A 19,765-nucleotide genomic window follows, 5' to 3' on the forward strand; every position below is an offset into this window, starting at 1 on the left:
GTGACCGAGAACAAGCTGGACGTGCTGGTCCTCCGTGAGCAGTTCGTCGCGCCCAACGGCCCGTACGCGGCGCTGGACGTGGTGGAGAAGACCGGATCGACCAACGCCGACCTGCTGTCGGCGGCCGCCGACGGTGCCGCGGACCGGACCGTGCTGGTCGCCGGGGAGCAGACCAGGGGCCGGGGCCGCCGCGACCGCACGTGGGTGTCGCCGTCGGGCTCGGGGATCTACCTGTCGGTGCTGGTCCGGCCCTCGTCGGTGCCGCCGGAGCGGCTCGGCACGCTCGGCATGGTCGCCGGGCTGGCGCTCATGCACGCCGCGACCGAGACCGCCGGTGTCGAGGCGGTGCTGAAGTGGCCGAACGACCTGCTGGTCGGCGCGGAACGGGCGAAGGCGGCCGGGGTGCTGTCCGAGGTCGTGCCGGACGCCGCGGGCCAGGCCGCCGTGGTGGGGGTCGGCATCAACGTGACCGCCCTGCCGGAAGGTGCCGAGCCGGGGCCGGGCGGGCTGGTGCCGGGGTCGCTCGCGGACGCGGGCGCGGCGGTCACCGACCGGACCGAGCTGACCGCGAGCTTCCTGCGCGCGTTCGTGGAGATGGAGGCCGCGTGGCGGCTGAACGACGGTGACGTCGAGCGGTCCGGCGTGCTCACCGGCTACCGCGAGGCGTGCGGCTCGATCGGGCAGCGGGTGCGTGCCGAACTGCCGGACGGCGCGCTGACCGGGGTCGCCGTGGACGTCGACACCGAGGGCAGGTTGTTGCTCAAACTCGACGACGGGACCCCGAAGGCGATCGCCGCGGGCGACATCGTGCACCTGCGGACAGTCTGAGGGACATTCTCGCGGGTCAGCCCACGAACTGTCGGTCCACCTCGGTACGGTTACCGCGACAGCTTCGCCGAGGCGGTTTTGATATCGGGAGGACGCCGTGGCTTACCCAGACGATCTGCTCAGTGACGGTGAGCGCATCATCCTGCACAAGCACTCGCACTGGAAGATGCTGCTCCTCCCGTACGTCGTCCTGATCGCCACACTGGGTCTCGGCGTCTGGCTGGTCATGCTCGTGAAGGACACGTCGTGGAGCATGGCGGGCCTCATCGCGATCGGCGCGGTCGCGTTGATCATCCTCGTCTGGCTGTTCTTCATCCCGTTCGTCCGCTGGCGCACCACGCACTTCATCGTCACCACCGACCGGGTCATGGCGCGTGAGGGCGTGGTCAACCGGACCGGCATCGACATCCCGCTCGCCCGCATCAACAGCGTCCGGTTCGAGCACGGGCTCGTCGACCGGATCTTCGGCTGCGGCACGCTGATCATCGAGTCGGCGTCGCAGGAGCCGCTCGAGTTCGACGACATCCCGTCGGTGGAGAAGGTGCACACCATGCTCTACCGCGAGATCAACGACAACCCGCACGACGACTTCGTGCCGCAGCCCCCTGGGCAGGCGCCGCAGCAGACCCAGCAGTACCCGCCGCAGGGCGGCGGCCAGCTCCACCGGTGACCGCCCGCGATCTCGGCCTGCCCTCCCGGGTGCCCGCACCCGGGTTGCCAGGCCGCGTCACGATCTGGGAGGTCGGGCCGCGCGACGGGCTGCAGAACGAGGACACGGTCGTCCCGGTCGACGTGAAGCTCGAGTTCCTCGACCGGCTCGCCGACGCCGGGCTGACCACGGTGGAGGCCACCAGCTTCGTGCACCCGAAGTGGGTGCCGCAGCTGGCCGACGCCGAGGAGCTGCTGGCCGGGCTCACCCCCCGCGACGGGGTGCGGTACCCGGTGCTGGTGCCCAACGAGCGGGGGCTCGACCGCGCGCTCGCCGCCGGTGTCCGGCACATCGCGATCTTCGCGAGCGCCACGGAGACGTTCGCGAGCCGCAACCTCAACCGCACGCTCGACTCGCAGATGGCGATGTTCGAACCGGTCGTGAGCCGGGCGGTCGCGGAAGGACTGGACGTCCGCGGCTACGTGTCCATGTGCTGGGGCGACCCGTGGGAGGGCGCGGTCGACCCGGCCGCGGTCGTCTCGGTCGGCCGCAGGCTGCTCGACATGGGCTGCTCGCAGCTCTCCCTCGGTGACACGATCGGTGTCGCCACCACCGGGCACGTCGCCGCGCTGGTCGACGCGTTCACCGCCGCGGGCACCCCGGTGTCCGCGCTGGCGGTGCACTTCCACGACACCTACGGGCAGGCGCTCGCCAACACGGTCGAGGCGCTGCGGCACGGGGTGACCACTGTGGACTCCTCGGCCGGTGGTCTCGGCGGCTGCCCGTACGCGGAGTCCGCCACCGGCAACCTCGCCACCGAGGACCTCGTGTGGTGCCTCGACGGCCTTGGCGTCGAGACCGGCGTCGACCTCGACAAGCTCGCCGACACCAGCGCGTGGATGGCCACGAGGCTGGGGCGGCCGAGCCCGTCCCGCGTGGTCCGCGCGCTGCGGGGCTGACCGTGCGGCTCGCCGACCTGGCCCGGGAGACCCTGCGACGGGACGCGCTGGTGCGCGGGGACCTGACGTGATCACCGAGGTCGGCGGCGCGCCGGTGTACGTCTGGCGGGCCGAGACGCCGTGGCTCGCGGTGTCGTCCGCCGTGCTGGGCGGCGGGTTCGGCGAGCGGTCGTGGGTGGTCAACGCGACCGTGTCCGACACCTACGAGCGCCTCGACCCGGACCGCCACCTCGCCGAGATCGCCGCGTCGCTGCACCTGACCGGTGACGGCATCGGCCTGTTGACCGCCGTTGACGTACGTGAGGTCGAGCAGCGCGAGGACAGCGGCGTTCGGGTCGCGGTCACCACCGGGATCGGTGCGCACCCGACGTGGGCGGCCGGGCCCTCCCTCGTGCCGGAACGGGTCGGCACGATCAACGCGATCTGCTGGCTGCCGGTGCGGCTCACCGAGGCTGCGCTGGTCAACGCGGTCGCCACGGTCGCGGAGGCCAAGGCGCAGGCACTGTTCGAGTCCGGCGTGCCCGGCACCGGCACCCCGACCGACTCGGTGGTCGTGCTGTGCCCGCCGTCCGGGCCCGCGGCACCGTTCGGTGGTCCCCGTTCGGTGGTTGGTGGGGCACTCGCCCGCGCGGTGCACAGCGCGATCCGCGCGCGCCTGTGAAAATCACCGGGAACCGTTGGGCGGCACCACACGTCCAACGCGAGACCGAGACCAATGCCGTCCCCAAGCGGAGGTGGCCGTGGTGGTTGACCACAGAGCCCAGGTCGAGGACCTGCTGGCCGGCTATCGACGCAGCCGGGAGCAACTGGGGGCCGTGCAACGGTCGCTTGCGACCGTCCGCGAGACGGTGACCAGCGACGACGGGCACGTCTCCGTGACGGTGTCCGCGTCCGGCACGCTCGTCGACCTCACGATCAGCGACGACGCCTATCGCGTGCTCCGGCCCGCCGACCTGGCGGCCCTGATCGTCGGAACCACCGAACAGGCCACCGCGCGGGTGACCCGCCAGGCCGGTGAGGTGCTCGCGCCGGTGCTGCCCGCCGACACGGACCCGGCCGCGTTGCTGCGCGGCACGGCGGACCTGTCGGCCGAGGAACTGACGCCCGCACCGCAGGAACCTCCTGCCGACCTCCCGGACGAGACGTTCGAGGACAAGTCCTGGATGCAGTCTGGGGGCCCACGTGACGCACGACGGGTATGACGTCGACGCCGAGCGGCTGGCCGGTCAGGCGAGCCAGTTCGAGCCGCTGAGCACCAGGGTCGCGGGCATCCACCGCGGCCTCGCCGACGCGTTGGATGCGGACGGCGCCTGCTGGGGCACCGACGCGGTGGGGCAGAGCTTCTCGTCCGTGCACGCCCAGCCCGCCGACGACGTGGTGGCGCGCCTGTCGTCGCTGTCCGAGCGGCTCGGCACGGTCGGCACCCGGCTGTCGGACACCGCGGCGACCTACGGCGCCGGCGAGCAGGGTGCGCTCGACCACCTGAAGGCCGCGGAGCAGTAGATGGGCATCGAGCTGCCACCGGAACTGGCGGACGTCGCCGCACAGGCGGGGGTCGTCTGGCCGGAGGCCGACGAGGACGCGATGGCCAGACAGGCCCAGGCCTGGCGGGACACCGCGACGAGCATGTCGACGCTGGCGACCGACGCCGACACCACCGCCCGCTCGGCACTGTCGTCGGTGACGGGCGAGGCCGGTGCCGCGGCGGCCAGGGAGTGGAAGTCCTTCGTGGACGCGGATTCCGGTCACCTGACCGCCGTCGTCCGGGACGCCAACGCGGCCGCCGACCGCCTGGAGCACGCGGCCGACCAGGTCGGCACCGCGAAGGTGGAGATCGTCCGCAACCTGGTGAACCTGGCCCAGAACTCCGACGCGGCGCACGCGGCCGCGTCGGCGGGGCACCCGCTCGCGCTGGCCGGGCTGGACACGGCGGTCCGCGGCACGGCGGCGAACGTGGCCCACATCGAGTTGCAGCTGGTCAGCGCCGTGCAGCCGGGGTCCGGTGTGGACATGGCGAACGTGCGGCCACCGGCGAACGCCGACCCGGGCCACCACCTCCTGCCGGGCGTCACGACGGCGGTGACGGACGTCGCGACCACGGTGCGGGACACGGTCGCCGACACCGTGGACCAGACCGCCCAGGCCACCACCGGCGCGGTGTCGGACGTCGCGCGCCCCGGCGCGGCGGTGACCGGCGACGCGGCCGACCTCGTGCGCTCCACGCCGGGCAACCTGGCGCCGGGCCTCCCCGGTGACGTGGTGCCCGACCGGCCAGGGGACGTGGTGCCCGGTCTGCCCGGCGAGGTCCCCGGCCGCCCCGGCGACCTGGTGCCGGGCGAGCCGCGCCCGGGGCCCGCGGATCCGGACATCACCGGCCCGGTCCCGGCGGACGCCATCGACGCCATCGACGCCATCGACGACGATCTCGCCGACGACACCCCGACCCCGCCCACCGGCCAGACCGTGCAGGCGGGGTTCGCGGGCGGTCTGGAACCGGCGGTGGCCCCGCAACCGAACCTCCCACCAGCGGCCGCGCCGCCGCTGGCCAACCCGGCGGCACCCCCGGCGTACGGCGCACCTGGCGCACCGCCGTTCGCGGGTGCCCCGGCGGCTCCCGTCGGCGGCGTACCCGCCCCGGCCGCACCCGCGCCGGCCCGCCCGGTGCCACCGGCCCCGGCCGCGGCGTTCGCCCCGGCGTCGGCGGCCCCGGTGGAACGCCCGGTCGACCCGGTGCCGCGGGCCGCCAAACCCCTGGCGGGCCCGCCCGGCGCGCCACCGCCCGCCAAGGGGGAGCGCAACGAGGTTCTGGCGGCGTTCTGGCTCCACATGTTCCCGATCGGCCACCTGCCGGTGGCCTCGTACCGCCCGGCACGTCAGGTCCCGGCGCCCCCGCCGGAACTCGACTACGCGGCGGGCATCCGCTTCGAACCGGGCGACCACCCGGATTTCCACCTCGTCGACGACCGCCCCCGCCTGACGGACCTGCACGAGGCCATCGCCCACCGCGCCGCGGCCAAGGCCGCCGAGGACGCCGCCCCGGTACTGCCGCCGCCCGCGAACCCGCAGGGCTACGCCCCACCGTCGGCCTACCAGGGGCAGGGCTACCCGGCGCGGCAGCCCTACCCCGCGCAGCCGGGCTACTCCGCGCCGGTCATCGCGCAAGCCCCGCCCGCCGAACGCGTGCCCGGCCCACCGACCCCACTGCCCGCCCCAGCGCGGCCCACCGAACCGGCGGGCTCGGCCGACGCCGTCACGCTGCCCAGGTTCCGGCCCGTCAACCCGAGCGCGGGCATCACCGCCGACCACCCGGCGGTCCAGGCGCTGCTGGCGAACCACGACCCGCTGGGCGGCGCCAACGAGCGGGACTGGGACCGCCGCTACCTCGTCCGTCTCGGCAGCGTCACCCCGCAGGGCATCAGCCCCGAGGGGCTCGAGTACAACTGGCCGACCAGCGAGCAGTACCCGGAAGGCGGCAGCGCCCCCGGCGAACCGGAGACCCTCGCCGAGGACACCGTCATCGACCGGTTCGGCTCGCCGCACGGCCGGGTGTTCGCCGCCGACGGCACCACGTTCGCCCAGCGTTCGCTGCCGCCGGCGCACAAGGACGGCGGCTACCGCCGGTACCGGGTCACGAGGCCCCTCCCGGTGTGGCGGGCCGTGTCCGCGGCCTGGTTCGCGCAGCCGGGCGGCGGGATCCGCTACCGCACGACGCACACGGCCATCGAGCTGGTCGCGCTCGGCTACCTCGAGGAGATCGCATGAACGCCGAGTCCATCACCGAGTGGCTGGCCGCCGTCGGGGTGCCCGCCGAGGTCGTGTCCGTCGGCGCGGAGGCCGACAACGCGTGGTGCCTCGTCCGCGACGACACCGCCGACGACGACGGCAACTACGCCTGGGAGGTCTTCTGGCGCGAGCAGGGCAACCGCTACGACTGGGCCCGCTTCACCAACGAGCAGGTCGCCTGCCACTACCTCTTCGGCAGGCTGACCTGGGCTCAGGTCGTGCGCGGTGCGCTGACCCCGGCCTGAAGGACACCCAGCGCGGCGTCGTGCAGCAGCCCGTTCGACGCGAGCGCGTCCCCGCCGTCGAAGCGGGGTTCGCCGCGCAGGTCGGTGAACCGGCCACCGGCCTCGGTCACGATCACCTGCACGGCGGCGAGGTCCCACGGGTACGCGATCGGTTCCGCCGCCAGGTCCAGCGCGCCCTCGGCGACCAGCACGTGCTGCCAGAAGTCGCCGAACGCCCTGGTCTCCCAGCACGCGTCCATGAGCGCCAGGTACGTGTCCCGCGACTCCCACAACCGGACGTCCGTCGTGGACAGGTAGGCGTCCGCGAGCGCCCCGACCCCGGAGACGCGCAGCCGCCGCTCCCCGCACCACGCCCCGCCACCGGCCGAGGCGTGCCACCGGCGCGGGAACGCGGGCGCGCTCACGACCCCGACGACCGGCGTCCCGCCGTCGACGAGCGCGATCAGCGTCGCCCACACGGGGTTGCCGCGCAGGAAGTTCTTGGTCCCGTCGATCGGGTCGACGATCCACGTCCGCCCGTCCCCGACGGCCCCGCCCCGCTCCTCGCCCATGACGTCGTCGCCGGGCCGCAGCTCGTCGATGATCGCGCGGACCGTGTCCTCGACGGCCGTGTCGGCGTCGGTCACGGGTGAACGGTCCGGCTTGCGGTCGACCACGAGGTCGGCGGCGAGGAACCGGGCCATGGTGATCTCGTCGGCGGCGTCGGCGAGCCGCAGAGCGACGGCGAGGTCGTCAGAGTGCATGCACGGAATGCTGTCATGTGTAGGCCGACAGGGCCGCGGGGACGTTCCCCAACCCGCGCACCGCCTCCAGCAGGTCCACCACGTCGCGGAAGTGCGCGTCGAGCCGGGTGAACGGTTCGGTCGGCCAGGTGTCCCGGTACTCGATCTCCTCTTCGGGGTCCGGCGGCGAGGTCGAGACGGCGGGACCCACCGGAGTAATGCCCTGAAAGGCGCGTTCAGGGCGCTCAGCGCCCTGAACGCGCCTTTCAGGGCATGAGCCCGGCGGCCACGGCGGGACGACATCACCCTGTTGGCACTCTTCTCCAGGGCCGGTCTGGACGCCGTGCGGGCATAGGGTGTGACCGTGAGCGTGGTGTTGCTGGCCGAGGATGACGCGGCGATCGCCGATCCGCTGTCCCGTGCCCTGAACCGGGAAGGGTACGAGGTCCGGATCGTCGCCGACGGGAACCATGCGTTCGAGACCGCCAACGGCGGCGGCGTCGACCTCCTCGTCCTCGACCTGGGGTTGCCCGGGATAGACGGACTGGACGTGTGCCGCAGGCTTCGGGCGGCGGGGCGCGGGCTTCCCGTGCTCATGCTGACCGCCCGCGCGGACGAGGTCGACTTCGTCGTCGGGCTGGACGCGGGCGCGGACGACTACGTCGCGAAACCGTTCCGGCTCGCCGAGCTGCTCGCCCGCATCCGGGCGCTGCTGCGGCGCAACGCGCCGGGCAGCATCGAGGTCAACGGCGTGAAGATGGACCTCGCGGCGCGGCAGGTGATCGTCGACGGCGACGAGGTGACCCTGGCCAACAAGGAGTTCGAGCTGCTGCGCGTGCTGATCCAGCGGGCCGGCCAGGTCGTCACGCGCGAGGAGATCCTCGACGAGGTGTGGGGCGGGCCGGAGCTGCGGACCAGCAAGACCCTGGACATGCACATGTCGTGGCTGCGCCGCAAGGTCGGCGGCCGGGGCGGCGCGCGGATCGCGACCGTCCGCGGTGTGGGCTTCCGCTTCAACACCGACTGAGACACCGCACCCATGCGCCGCCGCATCCTCCTGGCGATCCTGCTCGCCGTCACGGTCACCGCGTGCGCGCTCGGCATCCCGCTCGGCTGGTCGGCCACCGCCGTCGTCGAGAGCCTCACGCGGGAGGAGCTGGGTGCCCGCGCCCGCCAGATCGCGGCCGCGCTCGACGACCAGGTCACCAGCGGCGACGAGCTGAACCTGAACGGCGTGCAGCTGCTCGTGCCCACGGGCGGGCACCTGCTGGTCGTGCTGCCGGACTCGGGTGTGCGGCGCGAGTTCGGCACCGTGCTGGCAGGTGACACGGTGGCGGAGGAGGTGCCGATCGTCCAGCACGGCAAGGTCATCCTGTCCATCGACGCCGGACCGATGCGCACCACGCAGACACAGGTCACGCTGCTGGTGGTGCTGGTCGTGATCGCGGCGATCGGCGGTGGCGCGGCGGTCGCGACCGTCACCGCGCGGCGGCTGGCCAGGCCGCTGCGGCACGTCGCCGACCGCGCCGCCCGGTTGGGTGCCGGGGACTTCCGGCTGGACCGGACCCGCTACCAGGTGGCCGAGCTGGACTCCGTCGCCGAGGCGCTCGACGCGTCCGCGACCGCGCTCGCCCAGCTGGTGCAGCGGGAACGGGAACTGGTCGGGGACGTGTCGCACCAGCTGCGGAGCAGGCTCACGTCGCTGCAGCTGCGGATCGAGGAGCTGACCGTCGTGCCCGACAAGGAGGTCGCGGGCGAGGCACAGGCGGCGCTGGAACAGGCCGAACGCCTCGCCGACGTGCTCGACGAGCTGATGGCCGCGGCCCGCGAAGCACGGGCGACCGGCGCCGAACCGGTGGACCTGAGCGCCGTACTGGTCGGCATCGCGGACGAGTGGCGGGCGCCACTGCGTGCCGACGGACGGTCGTTGAAGGTGAAGCTGCAGGACAACCTGTTCGCGAAGGTGTCACCGGCAAGGCTGCGCGAGGTGATCGGTGTGCTGCTGGACAACGCACTGCGCCACGGCAGCGGCACGGTGTCACTGACCGCCCGCGAAGGCGTGGCGGCGAGCGGTGACACGGTGGTCATCGAGGTGGCCGACATGGGTGCGGGCGTCCCGGACGAACTGGCAGAACACGTCTTCGAACGCGGCTTCTCCGGCGCGGGCTCCACCGGTCTCGGCCTGGCACTGGCCCGCGCACTGATCGACTCGGACGGCGGACGGCTGGAACTGTCGGCGAAACGACCGGCCACGTTCACGGTGTTCCTGCCGGTCCCCCGCGCGGGCGACGTGCAGGGCGTCCGCTGGCCGGCGGAGCGCTCCCCGCGCTGACCGCACCGCGTGTCCAGTTCTTGTCCACTCTTTCGTGTCCGTGGGTAACGGTGCGCGGCGAACCGCGACGTTTGGGGAAACGCCACTCCCCGATCACATTGGCAGCCACCATGACCATGCCCGAAGTCCCGTACGCGCCGCCGATGGCCGGTGCGCCCTTTCCTCCGCCCGCGCCGCGCCGCAACGTGGTGGCGATCCTCGCGGTCGCGTTGGCCGCGGCACTCGTCGTGATCATCGTGTTGCTCGTTCTCCTGCTGACCTCGGGCGGCTCCGAGGACGGCTCGGAGGGCGGTGGCCCGGGATCGTTCACCCTGTCCGGAACGTTCTCACTGACCGACGGTGCCACTGGCTACGCCACCCAGGGCGCATGCGAGGGCACCGGGGGATATGACGACATCCGCGAAGGCGCGCAGGTCACGGTGTACAGCTCGGCAGGCGAGGTGCTCGGCACCGGCGTTCTCGGCACGTCCCGCTACCTCGGCTCCGTCTGCGAGTTCGAAATTGCCGTTGACGGTGTGCCGAGCGGTCACGACTTCTACCAGGTCGAAGTGAGCCACCGAGGGAAGATCGCCGTGCCCGACGAGGAAGCGCGGGCGGGGCTGGTCGCGTTGACCCTCGGGTGAGCCCTCAGGAGTGGCCCAGTTCCTCGATCGGGTCGTCCGGGGGTGGGGTGTGGCGGCGTTTGTGGCCCAGCTCGTCGGGGAAGACCCAGCGGCGGAACGCCCAGAAGCGGAAGAACATCGCCAGCAGCATGCCGATGATCGAGCCGCTCGTGAAGTCGGCGATCTCCTGGACCAGCCGCGACACGTGCGGCTCCTCCAGTTGCAGCGCGTACCGGGAGATGTACAGCGGCGCCGAGTTCAGCGCCACGCCGACCCCGCTGATCAGGAAGAACAGCGTTGCCTCGTGGGTCCGTTCGCGACCGCCCCTGGTGCGGAACGACCATTCGCGGTTGAGCACGTAGGACACGATCGTCGCCACGATGATGGCGATGACCTTCGCGGTGACCGGCTTCTCCGACAGGACCGTGAACTTCAGCAGGTACCAGATGCCGTTGTCGATGACGAACGTCGTGGTGCCGACGATCGCGAACTTCAGTAGTTCGCGGTGCTTGAGCAGTGTTCTGCGCAGTGGTTCCGGCACGCGCGCGAGCACGGAGTCGACAACGGTCACCCGGGCAGTCTACGGAGCGCTACCGCTCACGCCGCCTCGTCGTCCTCCTCGATGACGGCGAGCCGCTGCCCTCTGCGGCCGACCCGGACAATTCGGGGACGGGCGCCGGTCTGCGGGAACACCCATTTCCGGAATGCCCACCAGCGGAACACCATCGCGATCAACGTGCCGAGGATGATGCCGCTCGCGAAGTCCGCGACCTCCTGCACCAGCAGCGTGACGTGTGGCACCTCGAGGTTGAACCAGTACCGCGACACGAACAGCGGCGCCGAGTTCAGCGCCACGCCGATGCCGCTGATCAGGAAGAACAGCGCCGCCTCGTGCTGGCGTTCGCGGCCGCCGCGGGTGCGGAACGACCATTCGCGGTTGAGCACGTACGACACGATCGTCGCGATGATCACCGCGATCGCCTGCGCCGTCACCGGGTTCTCGTTGAGCACCGTGAGCTTCAGGCTGTAGTTCACGACCACGGTGACCACGAAGCACACACCGCCGACGACCGCGAACTTCAGCAACTCCTTGTGCTTCACGAGCACGGCCCGCACCGGTTTGGGCAGGCGCGAGAGCACCCGGTAGAGCAAGCTCATGGCGGCGCAGTCTATCCACGCGCCGTGACCGTGCTGTGATCAGCCGTGTGCTCAGCGGCCGGTCAGCCACCTGAGCAGGTCACCCAGGCCGCCGTGCTCCGGCGGCGTGGGCTCGGTGCCTCCCGGCGGCGTCGTCGTGGCCGGCGGCGGTGTCGTCGTGGTCGTGCCCGGCGGTTTCGTGCTCGACGGCGGGGTCGTCGGCTTCGTGGTCGGTGCGCCCGTCGGGTCGTCCGGCGACGACGGCACGGTCTGCGGCTTGGACGGCGTGTTCGCGCTGCTCGGCGGCGGTGTGCTCGACGGGTGCGGCGGCTGGTCGGGATTCGGCGGGAACAGCCAGGTCCACAGCGTGACCTTCTCGCTGGCCGTGGCCTCGCCGAGCGCCGCGGACACTTGTAGCTGGTTGCGGCCAGGCTGGTGCTGCGGCCACGGGTCGGCGTGGACCCGCAGCACGATCCTCAGCGTCTCGCCCGGCGCGAGCGCGGCGGAAGACGTGCACGTGGTGCCGTCGTCGGACTCGCACGACATGTCCTGTGACGACCAGCGTTCGCGCGCGGGCTGGTCCAGCGTGATCTTGACCGGCCGCGAGCTGGTGCCCGTGTTGGTGACCGCCACCTCGACGACCGGGTGCCACAGCGGCATCAGGCCGAACAGGTCGGACTTGACCGCCACCGACAGCAGCAGCATGTCGGTGGTCTCTTCCGGCAGCACGTCGACGCGGACGGAGACGTTCACCCGGATGGAGGTGCCGGCCGACACCGATCCGGTGATGTCACCACCCTGGCTGTTGGCCGCGGCCCGCAGGCGGAAGAGCAGTGTCACGGACTCGCCGGGCCGCAGGCCGGCGTCGCTGGAGCAGCGCACGGTGCCCGTGCCGCCCGGGCAGTCGACGGTGCCTGCCTGGCGCGCGCCGTTGAGGTTCAGCAGCCGGGGCCCGGCGAGCCCGTCGACCGGGACCGCGGACACCCCGGGGGGCAGGTTCAGCACGGCCGTGACCGGTTCGGACACCGTGCCGCCGGTGTTCCGCACGGTCAGCGGCAGGTCGGCGGGACCATCGCCCGCGATCAGCGACACGGGGGCGGCGGGCCCGCTCGCGTCGAGCAGCGGCGGACCCGGCTGCGGTGTGGGCTGCTCCGCGGGTGGCGGTGGTGGGTTCTGCGCGGGCGGCGGCGGATTCTGCGCCGGTGGCTCGGCGGGTGGCGGGTTCGGCGCTGGCGGCTGCTGCGGTGGCTGCTGTGGCGGCGGGTTCTGGGCAGGCGGGGGTGCGGTCTGCGTGGGGACCGGCGCGGCCGCGGGGATCTCCGGCGACTCGCCACCCGCGGTCAGGCCGACGACCATCGCCGCGGCCAGCGCGACGCTCGACGCGGCGACCCCGAGGAACTGGCGTGGCCCGGCGGCCGCGGCACCGGCCGCGCCCGCCGCTCCGGTCGCCGTGGCGGCCGTGCCGACCGTCGTCACCTTCAGCACGCCGGTCGCCGCGATGTAGCCCGCGGCGCCGATGCCGAGCACCAGCGGGGCCACGAAACCGCGCATGGCGCCGTTGACGTCGGCCAGTTCGGCGGCGAGCGCACGGCACCGGTCGCACGTGTCGAGGTGCGCCTCGACCTGGGCCTTCTCCCGCTTGGCGAGCCCGCCCCTTGTCCACGCGCCCAGCCGCTCGGCGGCCGCGCGGCAGTGCCGGTCGGTGGTCTCGGCGAGGTGGACCTGCAGGTACGCCTGCCGCAGTCCCTCGCGGGCGCGGTAGGCGAGCGCGGAGACGCCGTTGGCGGTCAGGCCGAGGATCGGCGCGACCTCGGCGGGTGACTGGCCTTCGATCTCGGTGTGCCAGAGCACCGCCTGCCAGCGTTCCGGCAGCCGCGCAAACGCTTGCGCGGCGAGCGAGCGCTCCAGTCCCTTGACGGCCGGGTCGTCGAACTCCTGGCTCACCGCGTCCATGGAGACGCCGGAGACCGTGGCCACGTCGTCCGACAGTTCGAGCTTGCGTTCCCGCCGTGTCCGGTCGTAGGCGGTGTGCCGGAGCGCGGTCAACAGATATGCCCGAAAGGCTGAATCTGGACCGCGTCCTGCACGGAGCGTGTCGAGCACCTTGGCGAAGGCCTCGGAAACGAGGTCGTCGGCCTCGGCCGGGGAACGCGAAAGCTGGCGTGCGAGGTTGTAGGCGGAGCCGACATGGCGTTCGTACAACGCTCCGTACGCGGACACCGTCCCCTTGCGCACGGCCTCGATCAGCTCGGCGTCGCCAGGCCCCTCAACGTCGGCTGGAACGGTGGCCACAATTCTCCCTCACTCGCATGCGTACAGCGCCGGGACCTCGGTGTTCATGGTCCGGTCCCCTACTGACGCGCTCCCGGCCACAGTGTGACGCCTAATGCTCTCAACGGCATCATCCGATCACCGGAATGGCCGTACGCGGGACGGATTCGGAGGCGTTTTCGCCCGAACGGCGTCACGGTCCTCACCCGCCGACGTTTCTCATCCGACGGGCACGGCGGAGGGAAGAGCGACAGTGACAGTACGTGAGGCCGACCCGCGCTCACATCGTGGCGATGCGGAGGGTACTGGTCACGACCTTCGCGTCCTCCGCGCACGGTGGCGCACGGCGAGCATCGCGGCGGGGTGGCGGTTCCCCAGCGACTGGGGAGTGCCGGAGGTGGACGAGGTCTGCCTGACCGCGGTGCGCAGGGGGGACCTGTCGACGGCGCTGGCCGGACTGGGCCGGGCACGCGCCGAGGCCGGGGCCGGACTGGACGAGACACTGACCGACCTGGCCGCGCTGCACGCGGTCCTGACCAATGCCGAGGTCCGCGACGGGCTCATCGCCACCGACCCCGACGCCGCGCCGACGCGGCTGGTGCGGACGGCGGCGCTCGCGTGGGCGGAGGCGTCGTTCTGCGAGCTGCGCAACGCGGAGACGACGGAGAACCTGACCAACCTGACGACGATCGCGTACCTGCGGACCCGGCTCGGCGAGGTGTACCGGCAGGCGGTGCGGCTCGGGGTGCCCGCGGCGGAGACCCACGCGCTGCTCGTGGTGACGCTGGACCTGTCCGCGGTGACGGGCTGGGCCCGCCTGATGGCGATGGTCCTGGTGGCGGACGCACTGCGGGAGATCTTCGACGGCGGCGAGAGCATCGCGCTGCTCGGCCCGTCGGTGGCCGCGGTACTGGCCGAACGCGACCACGACTTCGCCGACCGCGCACTGAGCGCGGGCTGGCTGATCACCGAACGCCTGGCCGTGGACCCGCAACTGAAGTCCACCGACCGCCCAACCGTCCGCCTGGAACGCCTCCCACCCACCCCCCAGACCGCCCAAACCCTGCTACAAACAATCAGCCGCGCCTAACCCCACACCCCACCCCCCACCCCGCGAGTCCCCGCTCCAGAACCCGCGAGTCCCCGTTTCGGAACCCGCGAGTCCCCGTTTCAGGACCCGCGAGTCCCCGTTTCAGGACCCGCGAGTTCCTGTTTCGGGACGGTTGTTCCCGCGCTGCGAACCACGGTCTCGCCGTTCTGAACGGTCAACTCAGCGGTTCTGAACGGGGGACTCGCGAGTCCTGAACGGGGGACTCGCGGGTTCTGAAACGGGGACTCGCGAGTCCTGAACGGGGGACTCGCGGGGCTGGGTGGGGGAGTTTGTGGGGAAGCGGGCGTGGTTTGCTCTTCGGGTGCGGGTGGATGTTCCTGTTGCCTCGGGTCAGGGCTGGGTCGGGGAATCGCTGCGGCGGTTGTTCGCGCGGCCACGGTTGGTCGTCGCGCTCTTCGCCGTGCCCGCCGTCGTGCTCGCGGCCGGGATCGTCAGCTGGCTGATCGACTGGCGGCTCGGGGTCGACAGCGCCGTGTACCGGTCCGGGGCGGTCGCGTTGCTGACCGGGGAACCGTTGTACGACAACATGTTCCTGTCCGCGGAACCGCCGTGGGCGCGCCTGCCGTTCACCTACCCGCCGACCAGCACGCTGCTGTTCGTGCCGCTCGCGCTGTTCCCGACGCAGGTGTCCTGGGGCATCCTCGGCGCGCTGTCGGTCCTCGCGCTCGCACTGGTCGTCCGCGTCACCATCCAGAACGTCCCGACCCGCCCGGCCTGGCTGCGCCCCGCGCAGACCACGATCGTCGTCACCGTCCTCGCACTCGGCCTCGAACCCGTCTGGCGCACGCTGTTCCTCGGTCAGATCAACCTGATCCTGATGGGGCTCGTGGTCGTCGACGTCCTCGTGCTCGGCCGGTCCCGGCACTTCGGCGGCGTGCTCGTCGGGGTCGCGGCCGCGGTGAAGCTCACGCCGCTGGTCTTCGTGCCGCACCTGTGGTTCACCGGCCGCCGCATGGACGCCGTGCGCGCGGTCGTCACGTTCGCGTTGCTGCAGCTGGTGATCTTCGCGATCATCCCGCACGACTTCCGCACGTTCCTGACCGTCACCGACCCCGAGCGCACCGGCCCCACGTTCTGGGCGGGCAACCAGGGCCTCAACGGTCTCGTGCAGCGCCTCACCGACCTGTCGCCGTGGTCGAACGAGATCGCGTTCGCCATCGGCGCGGTGCTCGCGATCCCCGCGTTCGTCATCGCGCGCCGCTTCCACCGCGCGGGCCAGCCGCTGCAGGCACTGCTGGTCACCGCGTTCTTCGGTCTGCTGTTCAGCCCGGTCAGCTGGTCCCACCACTGGGTGTGGGTGGTGCCGCTGCTCGTCTACCTGCTGTCCCGCCTGCCCGACCGGCTGCCCCGCGGCTGGGCCCGCGCGAAGGCGCTCTCCGGCGCCGGCGCGGTCGTGCTCGTGTTCGCGAGCTGTGTGTTGCTCATCATGCGCACCTCCGACCCGAACCGCCCCGCCGGCGAGAAACCCGAGCTGGAGTGGACCCCGCCCGAGGTGGTCCTCGGCAGCGCCTACCTGCTGGTCCCGCTCGTGGCGGGCGTCCTGGTGCTGGCCAGGAACCGGCGCGGCTAGATTGACCAGCGTGGACACTCGTACCGGCTTGCCGATCGTCGGCATGGTGGGAGGTGGGCAGCTCGCACGCATGACCCACCAGGCGGCGATCGCGCTCGGCCAATCCCTGCACGTGCTCGCCGTGTCACCCGACGACCCGGCCGCGCTGGTGTCGCCGAACATCACGCTCGGCTCGCACACCGACCTCGACGCGCTCACCGCGTTCGCGAAGAGCTGCGACGTGCTCACGTTCGACCACGAGCACGTCCCCGGCGAACACCTCAGGGCGCTCGCCGACCAGGGCGTCCACGTCCGGCCCGGCCCGGACGCGCTGCTCCACGCGCAGGACAAGCTCGTCATGCGGAACAAGCTCGCCGCGCTCGGCCTCCCGGTCCCGCCGTTCGCGCAGGTGGAGAGCGTCGACGACGTGGTGGGGTTCGCCGGGGAGCACGGCTGGCCGTGCGTGCTGAAGGCGGCGCGCGGCGGCTACGACGGCCGCGGCGTGTGGATGCTGAACGGCCCGGACAGCGCCGGTGACCTGGTGCCGAGGCTGCTCGAGTGGGGCACGCCGCTGCTCGTCGAGGAGCGGGTCGCGATGCGCCGCGAGCTGGCGGCGCTGGTCGCGCGATCGCCGTTCGGGCAGGGCGGGGTGTGGCCGGTCGTGGAGACCGTGCAGTCCAACGGCATCTGCGTCGAGGTGCTCGCGCCCGCGCCGGACCTGTCCGAGGCCGGCACCGAGGCCGCGCAGGACCTGGCGCTGCGGATCGCGGCCGAACTGGGGGTCGTCGGCCTGCTGGCGGTCGAGCTGTTCGACACCGCAGACGGGCTCGTGATCAACGAACTGGCCATGCGACCGCACAACTCGGGCCACTGGACCATCGAGGGCGCGCGGACCTCGCAGTTCGAGCAGCACCTGCGCGCGGTCCTCGACTACCCGCTCGGCGCGACCGACGTCATGGCGCCCGCCGTGGTCATGGCGAACGTGCTCGGCGCCCCCGACGCGCCCGCGATGAGCCCAGACGAGCGGCTGCACCACCTGCTCGCCCGGTTCCGGGACGCGCACGTGCACTACTACGGCAAACAGGAACGGCCCGGCCGCAAGATCGGCCACGTGACGATGCTGGGGGCGTCGATGGCGGACGTGCGGGAGCGGGCCAAGCTCGCCGCGCACTGGCTCTCGCACGCGCAATGGCTTGACGGGTATGACATTCATGGGAGTTGACGTGCCGCTCGTTGGCGTGATCATGGGGAGCGACTCGGACTGGCCGGTGATGAAGGCCGCGGCCGACGCGCTCGCCGAGTTCGAGGTGCCCTACGAGGTCAGCGTGGTCTCCGCGCACCGCACGCCGCGGCGGATGCTCGACTACGCGCAGACCGCCGCCGACCGGGGCCTCAAGGTGATCATCGCGGGGGCCGGCGGGGCCGCGCACCTGCCGGGCATGGTGGCGTCGGCGACGACGCTGCCGGTCGTCGGTGTGCCGGTGCCGCTCAAGTACCTGGACGGGATGGACTCGCTGCTGTCGATCGTGCAGATGCCCGCGGGCATCCCGGTGGCGACGGTGTCCGTCGGCGGTGCGCGCAACGCGGGTCTGCTGGCCGTGCGCATGCTGGCGGTGGCCGACGAGAAGCTGCGCGACCGGCTCGCCCGGTTCGCCGCCGATCTCGAACAGCTCGTGCTGGACAAGGACGCGCGCCTGCGTGACGGGCTCGACAGTCCCGGCGACGCTAACGCCCGCTAACATCGGGTCGGTGGATTCCACGTCAGGAGGTGCGCGGTGTACGAGCTGAGCGAGGAGCACGAGGCGCTGCGGGAGGCTGTGCGCGCGCTCGCGGAGAAGGAGATCGCGCCGCACGCCGCGGAGGTCGACGAGCAGGAGCGCTACCCGGCGGAGGCCCGCGACGCGCTGGTGAAGGCCGGTTTCCAGGCGGTGCACATCCCGGAGGACTACGACGGCCAGGGCGCCGACGCGGTCGCGGCGTGCATCGTGATCGAGGAGGTCGCACGGGTCGACGCGTCGGCGTCGCTGATCCCGGCGGTCAACAAGCTCGGCACGCAGCCGATCATCCTGTCCGGCTCGGCGGACGTGAAGAAGCTGGTGCTGCCCTCCATCGCGGCGGGTGAGGCGTCGGCGTCGTACGCGCTGTCGGAACGCGAGGCGGGCTCGGACACCGCGTCGATGCGTTGCCGCGCGGTGCTCGACGGCGGCAAGTGGGTGCTGAACGGCACGAAGGCGTGGATCACCAACGCGGGCGAGTCGTCGTGGTACACGGTCATGGCGGTGACCGACCCCAACGCACCCAAGAAGGCCAACGGCATTTCCGCGTTCGTGGTGCACAAGGACGACCCCGGTTTCTCGGTGGGCCCGAAGGAGCGCAAGCTCGGGATCAAGGGCAGCCCGACGCGCGAGATCTACTTCGAGAACTGCGAGATCCCCGAGGACCGCATCATCGGCGACCCGGGCACGGGCCTGAAGACCGCGCTGCGCACCCTCGACCACACGAGGCCGACGATCGGCGCGCAGGCGCTGGGGATCGCACAGGGCGCGCTGGACGCGTCGCTCGCGTACGTCAAGGACCGCAAGCAGTTCGGCCAGAGCATCGCCGACTTCCAGGGCGTCCAGTTCATGCTGGCCGACATGGGCATGAAGATCGAGGCGGCCAGGCACCTGGTGTACGCGTCGGCGGCGGCCACCGAACGCGGCGACAAGCGCGCGGGCTTCATGGCCTCGGCGGCGAAGACCTACGCGTCGGACATCGCGATGGAGGTCACGACCGACGCGGTCCAGCTGTTCGGCGGCGCGGGCTACACGAAGGACTTCCCGGTGGAACGCATGATGCGCGACGCCAAGATCACCCAGATCTACGAGGGCACGAACCAGATCCAGCGCATGGTCATGGCCCGCGCCCTGCTGAAGGGCTAGACCAGCGATTGCGGCAGGGCGGCGGCCGCCGGTCATTTCATGGCCAGGCCGCCTCCAGGTCGTCATTCCTCATCGAGTGTCTTCGAGATGGCGGAAGAACCTGCGTGGCATCGCTTCCAAGTTCGGACCGTGACTACTTCTTCTTCGCATCGTGGGCTGCTGCGAGTCTACGTAGCGTCTTAAGGTTCTCCTGAGCGCCTTTCTCGACCTCGGAACGAGTCGTGTTTATGTTGGTTTGCGCAATCCTGGAACGAGTGCGTACTTTCGCGGTCTTTCTGGCGCCGGCCACCGCAGACGCTCGCGTGCCGTGAGTGGTGGTGTCCCGTTCAGGGCGTTGCGCAGCGGCCATCACCGAAGCCAGTATCGCTTCCAGCGAGCTGACTCGATGCTCCAGGTCTGGTCGCCCTGCCCGCTGTTGTTCAAGAAGGTCCCGAATCCACGCGGTCGGCTTCACGTGCTGTTCTGCTGCCTGGTTGCGTACCCAGTCCAGCAGTGATTTTGGCAGCCGAAGGGATGTGGTGATCATAGGATCATCCACTACGTCCGTCTCCCAGTGCCCCTTTTCGATCTCATCGCTCAGGTCGTGGTTGTCGACGTAATCGCGAATCTGCTGAATTCTGTCACTCATTTGTTCGGCCCTCCGGTGTGTGGGCGTC

The 19,765-nt window shown here is 71.7% G+C and carries 22 protein-coding genes; 16 read left to right on the forward strand and 6 right to left on the reverse strand.

Going from position 1 to position 19,765, the window contains the following annotated elements; all coding sequences use genetic code 11:
* The 8 genes from ACFPCV_RS08150 to ACFPCV_RS08185 all read left to right on the forward strand — a co-directional run bounded on the left by ACFPCV_RS08150 (position 1) and on the right by ACFPCV_RS08185 (position 6,464).
* Positions 1–828, forward strand: coding sequence for a biotin--[acetyl-CoA-carboxylase] ligase (locus ACFPCV_RS08150; RefSeq protein WP_378055426.1), 828 nt, complete (start codon positions 1–3; stop codon positions 826–828).
* 97 nt (positions 829–925) lie between these two features.
* On the forward strand, positions 926–1,498 hold the full coding sequence (locus ACFPCV_RS08155) for a PH domain-containing protein (protein ID WP_378055427.1): 573 nt from the start codon (positions 926–928) through the stop codon (positions 1,496–1,498).
* On the forward strand, positions 1,495–2,436 hold the full coding sequence (locus tag ACFPCV_RS08160) for a hydroxymethylglutaryl-CoA lyase (RefSeq protein ID WP_378055428.1): 942 nt from the start codon (positions 1,495–1,497) through the stop codon (positions 2,434–2,436). The genes ACFPCV_RS08155 and ACFPCV_RS08160 overlap by 4 nt, the downstream gene beginning before the upstream one ends.
* A 67-nt stretch (positions 2,437–2,503) precedes the next feature.
* Positions 2,504–3,097, forward strand: a complete 594-nt coding sequence (locus ACFPCV_RS08165) for an adenosylcobinamide amidohydrolase (RefSeq protein WP_378055429.1) — start codon at positions 2,504–2,506, stop codon at positions 3,095–3,097.
* Positions 3,098–3,179: 82 nt separating this feature from the next.
* On the forward strand, positions 3,180–3,638 hold the full coding sequence (locus ACFPCV_RS08170; RefSeq protein WP_378055430.1) for a YbaB/EbfC family nucleoid-associated protein: 459 nt from the start codon (positions 3,180–3,182) through the stop codon (positions 3,636–3,638).
* A complete protein-coding gene (locus tag ACFPCV_RS08175; protein WP_378055431.1) occupies positions 3,619–3,939 on the forward strand; it encodes a hypothetical protein in 321 nt (106 codons plus the stop codon). Before ACFPCV_RS08170 ends, ACFPCV_RS08175 begins: the two co-directional genes overlap by 20 nt.
* Positions 3,940–6,198, forward strand: coding sequence for a TNT domain-containing protein (locus tag ACFPCV_RS08180; protein ID WP_378055432.1), 2,259 nt, complete (start codon positions 3,940–3,942; stop codon positions 6,196–6,198).
* Positions 6,195–6,464 (forward strand): hypothetical protein, encoded by a 270-nt coding sequence (locus tag ACFPCV_RS08185; RefSeq protein ID WP_184808212.1) that lies wholly within the window; start codon positions 6,195–6,197, stop codon positions 6,462–6,464. Before ACFPCV_RS08180 ends, ACFPCV_RS08185 begins: the two co-directional genes overlap by 4 nt.
* On the opposite strand, the gene ACFPCV_RS08190 is transcribed toward ACFPCV_RS08185, so the two are convergent.
* Together ACFPCV_RS08190 and ACFPCV_RS08195 are read right to left on the reverse strand one after the other, a co-directional pair.
* Complete coding sequence (locus ACFPCV_RS08190) at positions 6,431–7,207, reverse strand: inositol monophosphatase family protein (RefSeq protein WP_378055433.1); 777 nt, start codon at positions 7,205–7,207, stop codon at positions 6,431–6,433. The genes ACFPCV_RS08185 and ACFPCV_RS08190 overlap by 34 nt on opposite strands.
* Before the next feature lie 13 nt (positions 7,208–7,220).
* Entirely contained in the window at positions 7,221–7,397 is a 177-nt protein-coding gene (locus tag ACFPCV_RS08195) for a hypothetical protein (RefSeq protein WP_378055434.1), read from the reverse strand.
* A 153-nt stretch (positions 7,398–7,550) separates the two neighbouring features.
* Between ACFPCV_RS08195 and ACFPCV_RS08200 the strand changes: the two genes are divergently transcribed.
* The 3 genes from ACFPCV_RS08200 to ACFPCV_RS08210 all read left to right on the forward strand — a co-directional run bounded on the left by ACFPCV_RS08200 (position 7,551) and on the right by ACFPCV_RS08210 (position 10,141).
* Positions 7,551–8,213: a response regulator transcription factor gene (locus tag ACFPCV_RS08200; RefSeq protein WP_378055435.1), complete on the forward strand. Its 663-nt coding sequence runs from the start codon at positions 7,551–7,553 to the stop codon at positions 8,211–8,213.
* A 12-nt stretch (positions 8,214–8,225) separates the two neighbouring features.
* Positions 8,226–9,518, forward strand: a complete 1,293-nt coding sequence (locus ACFPCV_RS08205) for an ATP-binding protein (protein WP_378055436.1) — start codon at positions 8,226–8,228, stop codon at positions 9,516–9,518.
* Positions 9,519–9,628: 110 nt separating this feature from the next.
* On the forward strand, positions 9,629–10,141 hold the full coding sequence (locus ACFPCV_RS08210; protein WP_378055437.1) for a hypothetical protein: 513 nt from the start codon (positions 9,629–9,631) through the stop codon (positions 10,139–10,141).
* 4 nt (positions 10,142–10,145) lie between these two features.
* Here the strand turns inward: ACFPCV_RS08210 and ACFPCV_RS08215 are convergent, their stop codons facing one another.
* The 3 genes from ACFPCV_RS08215 to ACFPCV_RS08225 are packed head-to-tail and all read right to left on the reverse strand — an operon-like array spanning position 10,146 to position 13,549.
* On the reverse strand, positions 10,146–10,691 hold the full coding sequence (locus ACFPCV_RS08215; RefSeq protein ID WP_378055438.1) for a GtrA family protein: 546 nt from the start codon (positions 10,689–10,691) through the stop codon (positions 10,146–10,148).
* 26 nt (positions 10,692–10,717) lie between these two features.
* Positions 10,718–11,278: a GtrA family protein gene (locus ACFPCV_RS08220; protein WP_378055439.1), complete on the reverse strand. Its 561-nt coding sequence runs from the start codon at positions 11,276–11,278 to the stop codon at positions 10,718–10,720.
* Positions 11,279–11,329: 51 nt separating this feature from the next.
* A complete protein-coding gene (locus ACFPCV_RS08225; RefSeq protein ID WP_378055440.1) occupies positions 11,330–13,549 on the reverse strand; it encodes a sigma-70 family RNA polymerase sigma factor in 2,220 nt (739 codons plus the stop codon).
* 232 nt (positions 13,550–13,781) lie between these two features.
* On the opposite strand from ACFPCV_RS08225, the gene ACFPCV_RS08230 reads away from it, so the two are divergent.
* The 5 genes from ACFPCV_RS08230 (at position 13,782) to ACFPCV_RS08250 (ending at position 19,109) form a co-directional block, all read left to right on the forward strand.
* Positions 13,782–14,618, forward strand: a complete 837-nt coding sequence (locus tag ACFPCV_RS08230; RefSeq protein WP_378055441.1) for a GGDEF domain-containing protein — start codon at positions 13,782–13,784, stop codon at positions 14,616–14,618.
* 322 nt (positions 14,619–14,940) lie between these two features.
* The gene (locus ACFPCV_RS08235; RefSeq protein ID WP_378055442.1) at positions 14,941–16,209 is read left to right on the forward strand and encodes a glycosyltransferase 87 family protein; all 1,269 of its coding nucleotides are present in this window, start codon (positions 14,941–14,943) and stop codon (positions 16,207–16,209) included.
* 10 nt (positions 16,210–16,219) lie between these two features.
* Positions 16,220–17,410 carry a 5-(carboxyamino)imidazole ribonucleotide synthase gene (locus ACFPCV_RS08240; RefSeq protein ID WP_378055443.1) on the forward strand — a complete coding sequence of 397 codons (1,191 nt, stop codon included), beginning with the start codon at positions 16,220–16,222 and terminating at the stop codon, positions 17,408–17,410.
* Positions 17,400–17,927, forward strand: coding sequence for a 5-(carboxyamino)imidazole ribonucleotide mutase (purE, locus tag ACFPCV_RS08245; protein WP_378055444.1), 528 nt, complete (start codon positions 17,400–17,402; stop codon positions 17,925–17,927). Before ACFPCV_RS08240 ends, purE begins: the two co-directional genes overlap by 11 nt.
* Positions 17,928–17,963: 36 nt before the next feature.
* Entirely contained in the window at positions 17,964–19,109 is a 1,146-nt protein-coding gene (locus ACFPCV_RS08250) for an acyl-CoA dehydrogenase family protein (protein ID WP_378055445.1), read from the forward strand.
* A 133-nt stretch (positions 19,110–19,242) separates the two neighbouring features.
* Here ACFPCV_RS08250 and ACFPCV_RS08255 read toward each other — a convergent pair whose 3' ends face one another.
* A complete protein-coding gene (locus tag ACFPCV_RS08255; RefSeq protein ID WP_378055446.1) occupies positions 19,243–19,737 on the reverse strand; it encodes a hypothetical protein in 495 nt (164 codons plus the stop codon).
* Positions 19,738–19,765: the final 28 nt, after the last annotated feature.

The sequence above is a fragment of the Actinophytocola glycyrrhizae genome (genome assembly GCF_042653545.1).
Lineage (GTDB): Bacteria > Actinomycetota > Actinomycetes > Mycobacteriales > Pseudonocardiaceae > Actinophytocola > Actinophytocola glycyrrhizae.

Bases quoted from the DNA above. Each gene is read 5' to 3' on its own strand.
- ACFPCV_RS08180 (WP_378055432.1), top strand. From the start codon at position 3,940: ATGGGCATCGAGCTGCCACCGGAACTGGCGGACGTCGCCGCACAGGCG.
- ACFPCV_RS08185 (WP_184808212.1), top strand. From the start codon at position 6,195: ATGAACGCCGAGTCCATCACCGAGTGGCTGGCCGCCGTCGGGGTGCCC.
- ACFPCV_RS08190 (WP_378055433.1), bottom strand. From the start codon at position 7,207: ATGCACTCTGACGACCTCGCCGTCGCTCTGCGGCTCGCCGACGCCGCC.
- ACFPCV_RS08205 (WP_378055436.1), top strand. From the start codon at position 8,226: ATGCGCCGCCGCATCCTCCTGGCGATCCTGCTCGCCGTCACGGTCACC.
- ACFPCV_RS08210 (WP_378055437.1), top strand. From the start codon at position 9,629: ATGACCATGCCCGAAGTCCCGTACGCGCCGCCGATGGCCGGTGCGCCC.
- ACFPCV_RS08220 (WP_378055439.1), bottom strand. From the start codon at position 11,278: ATGAGCTTGCTCTACCGGGTGCTCTCGCGCCTGCCCAAACCGGTGCGG.
- purE (WP_378055444.1), top strand. From the start codon at position 17,400: ATGGGAGTTGACGTGCCGCTCGTTGGCGTGATCATGGGGAGCGACTCG.
- ACFPCV_RS08255 (WP_378055446.1), bottom strand. From the start codon at position 19,737: ATGAGTGACAGAATTCAGCAGATTCGCGATTACGTCGACAACCACGAC.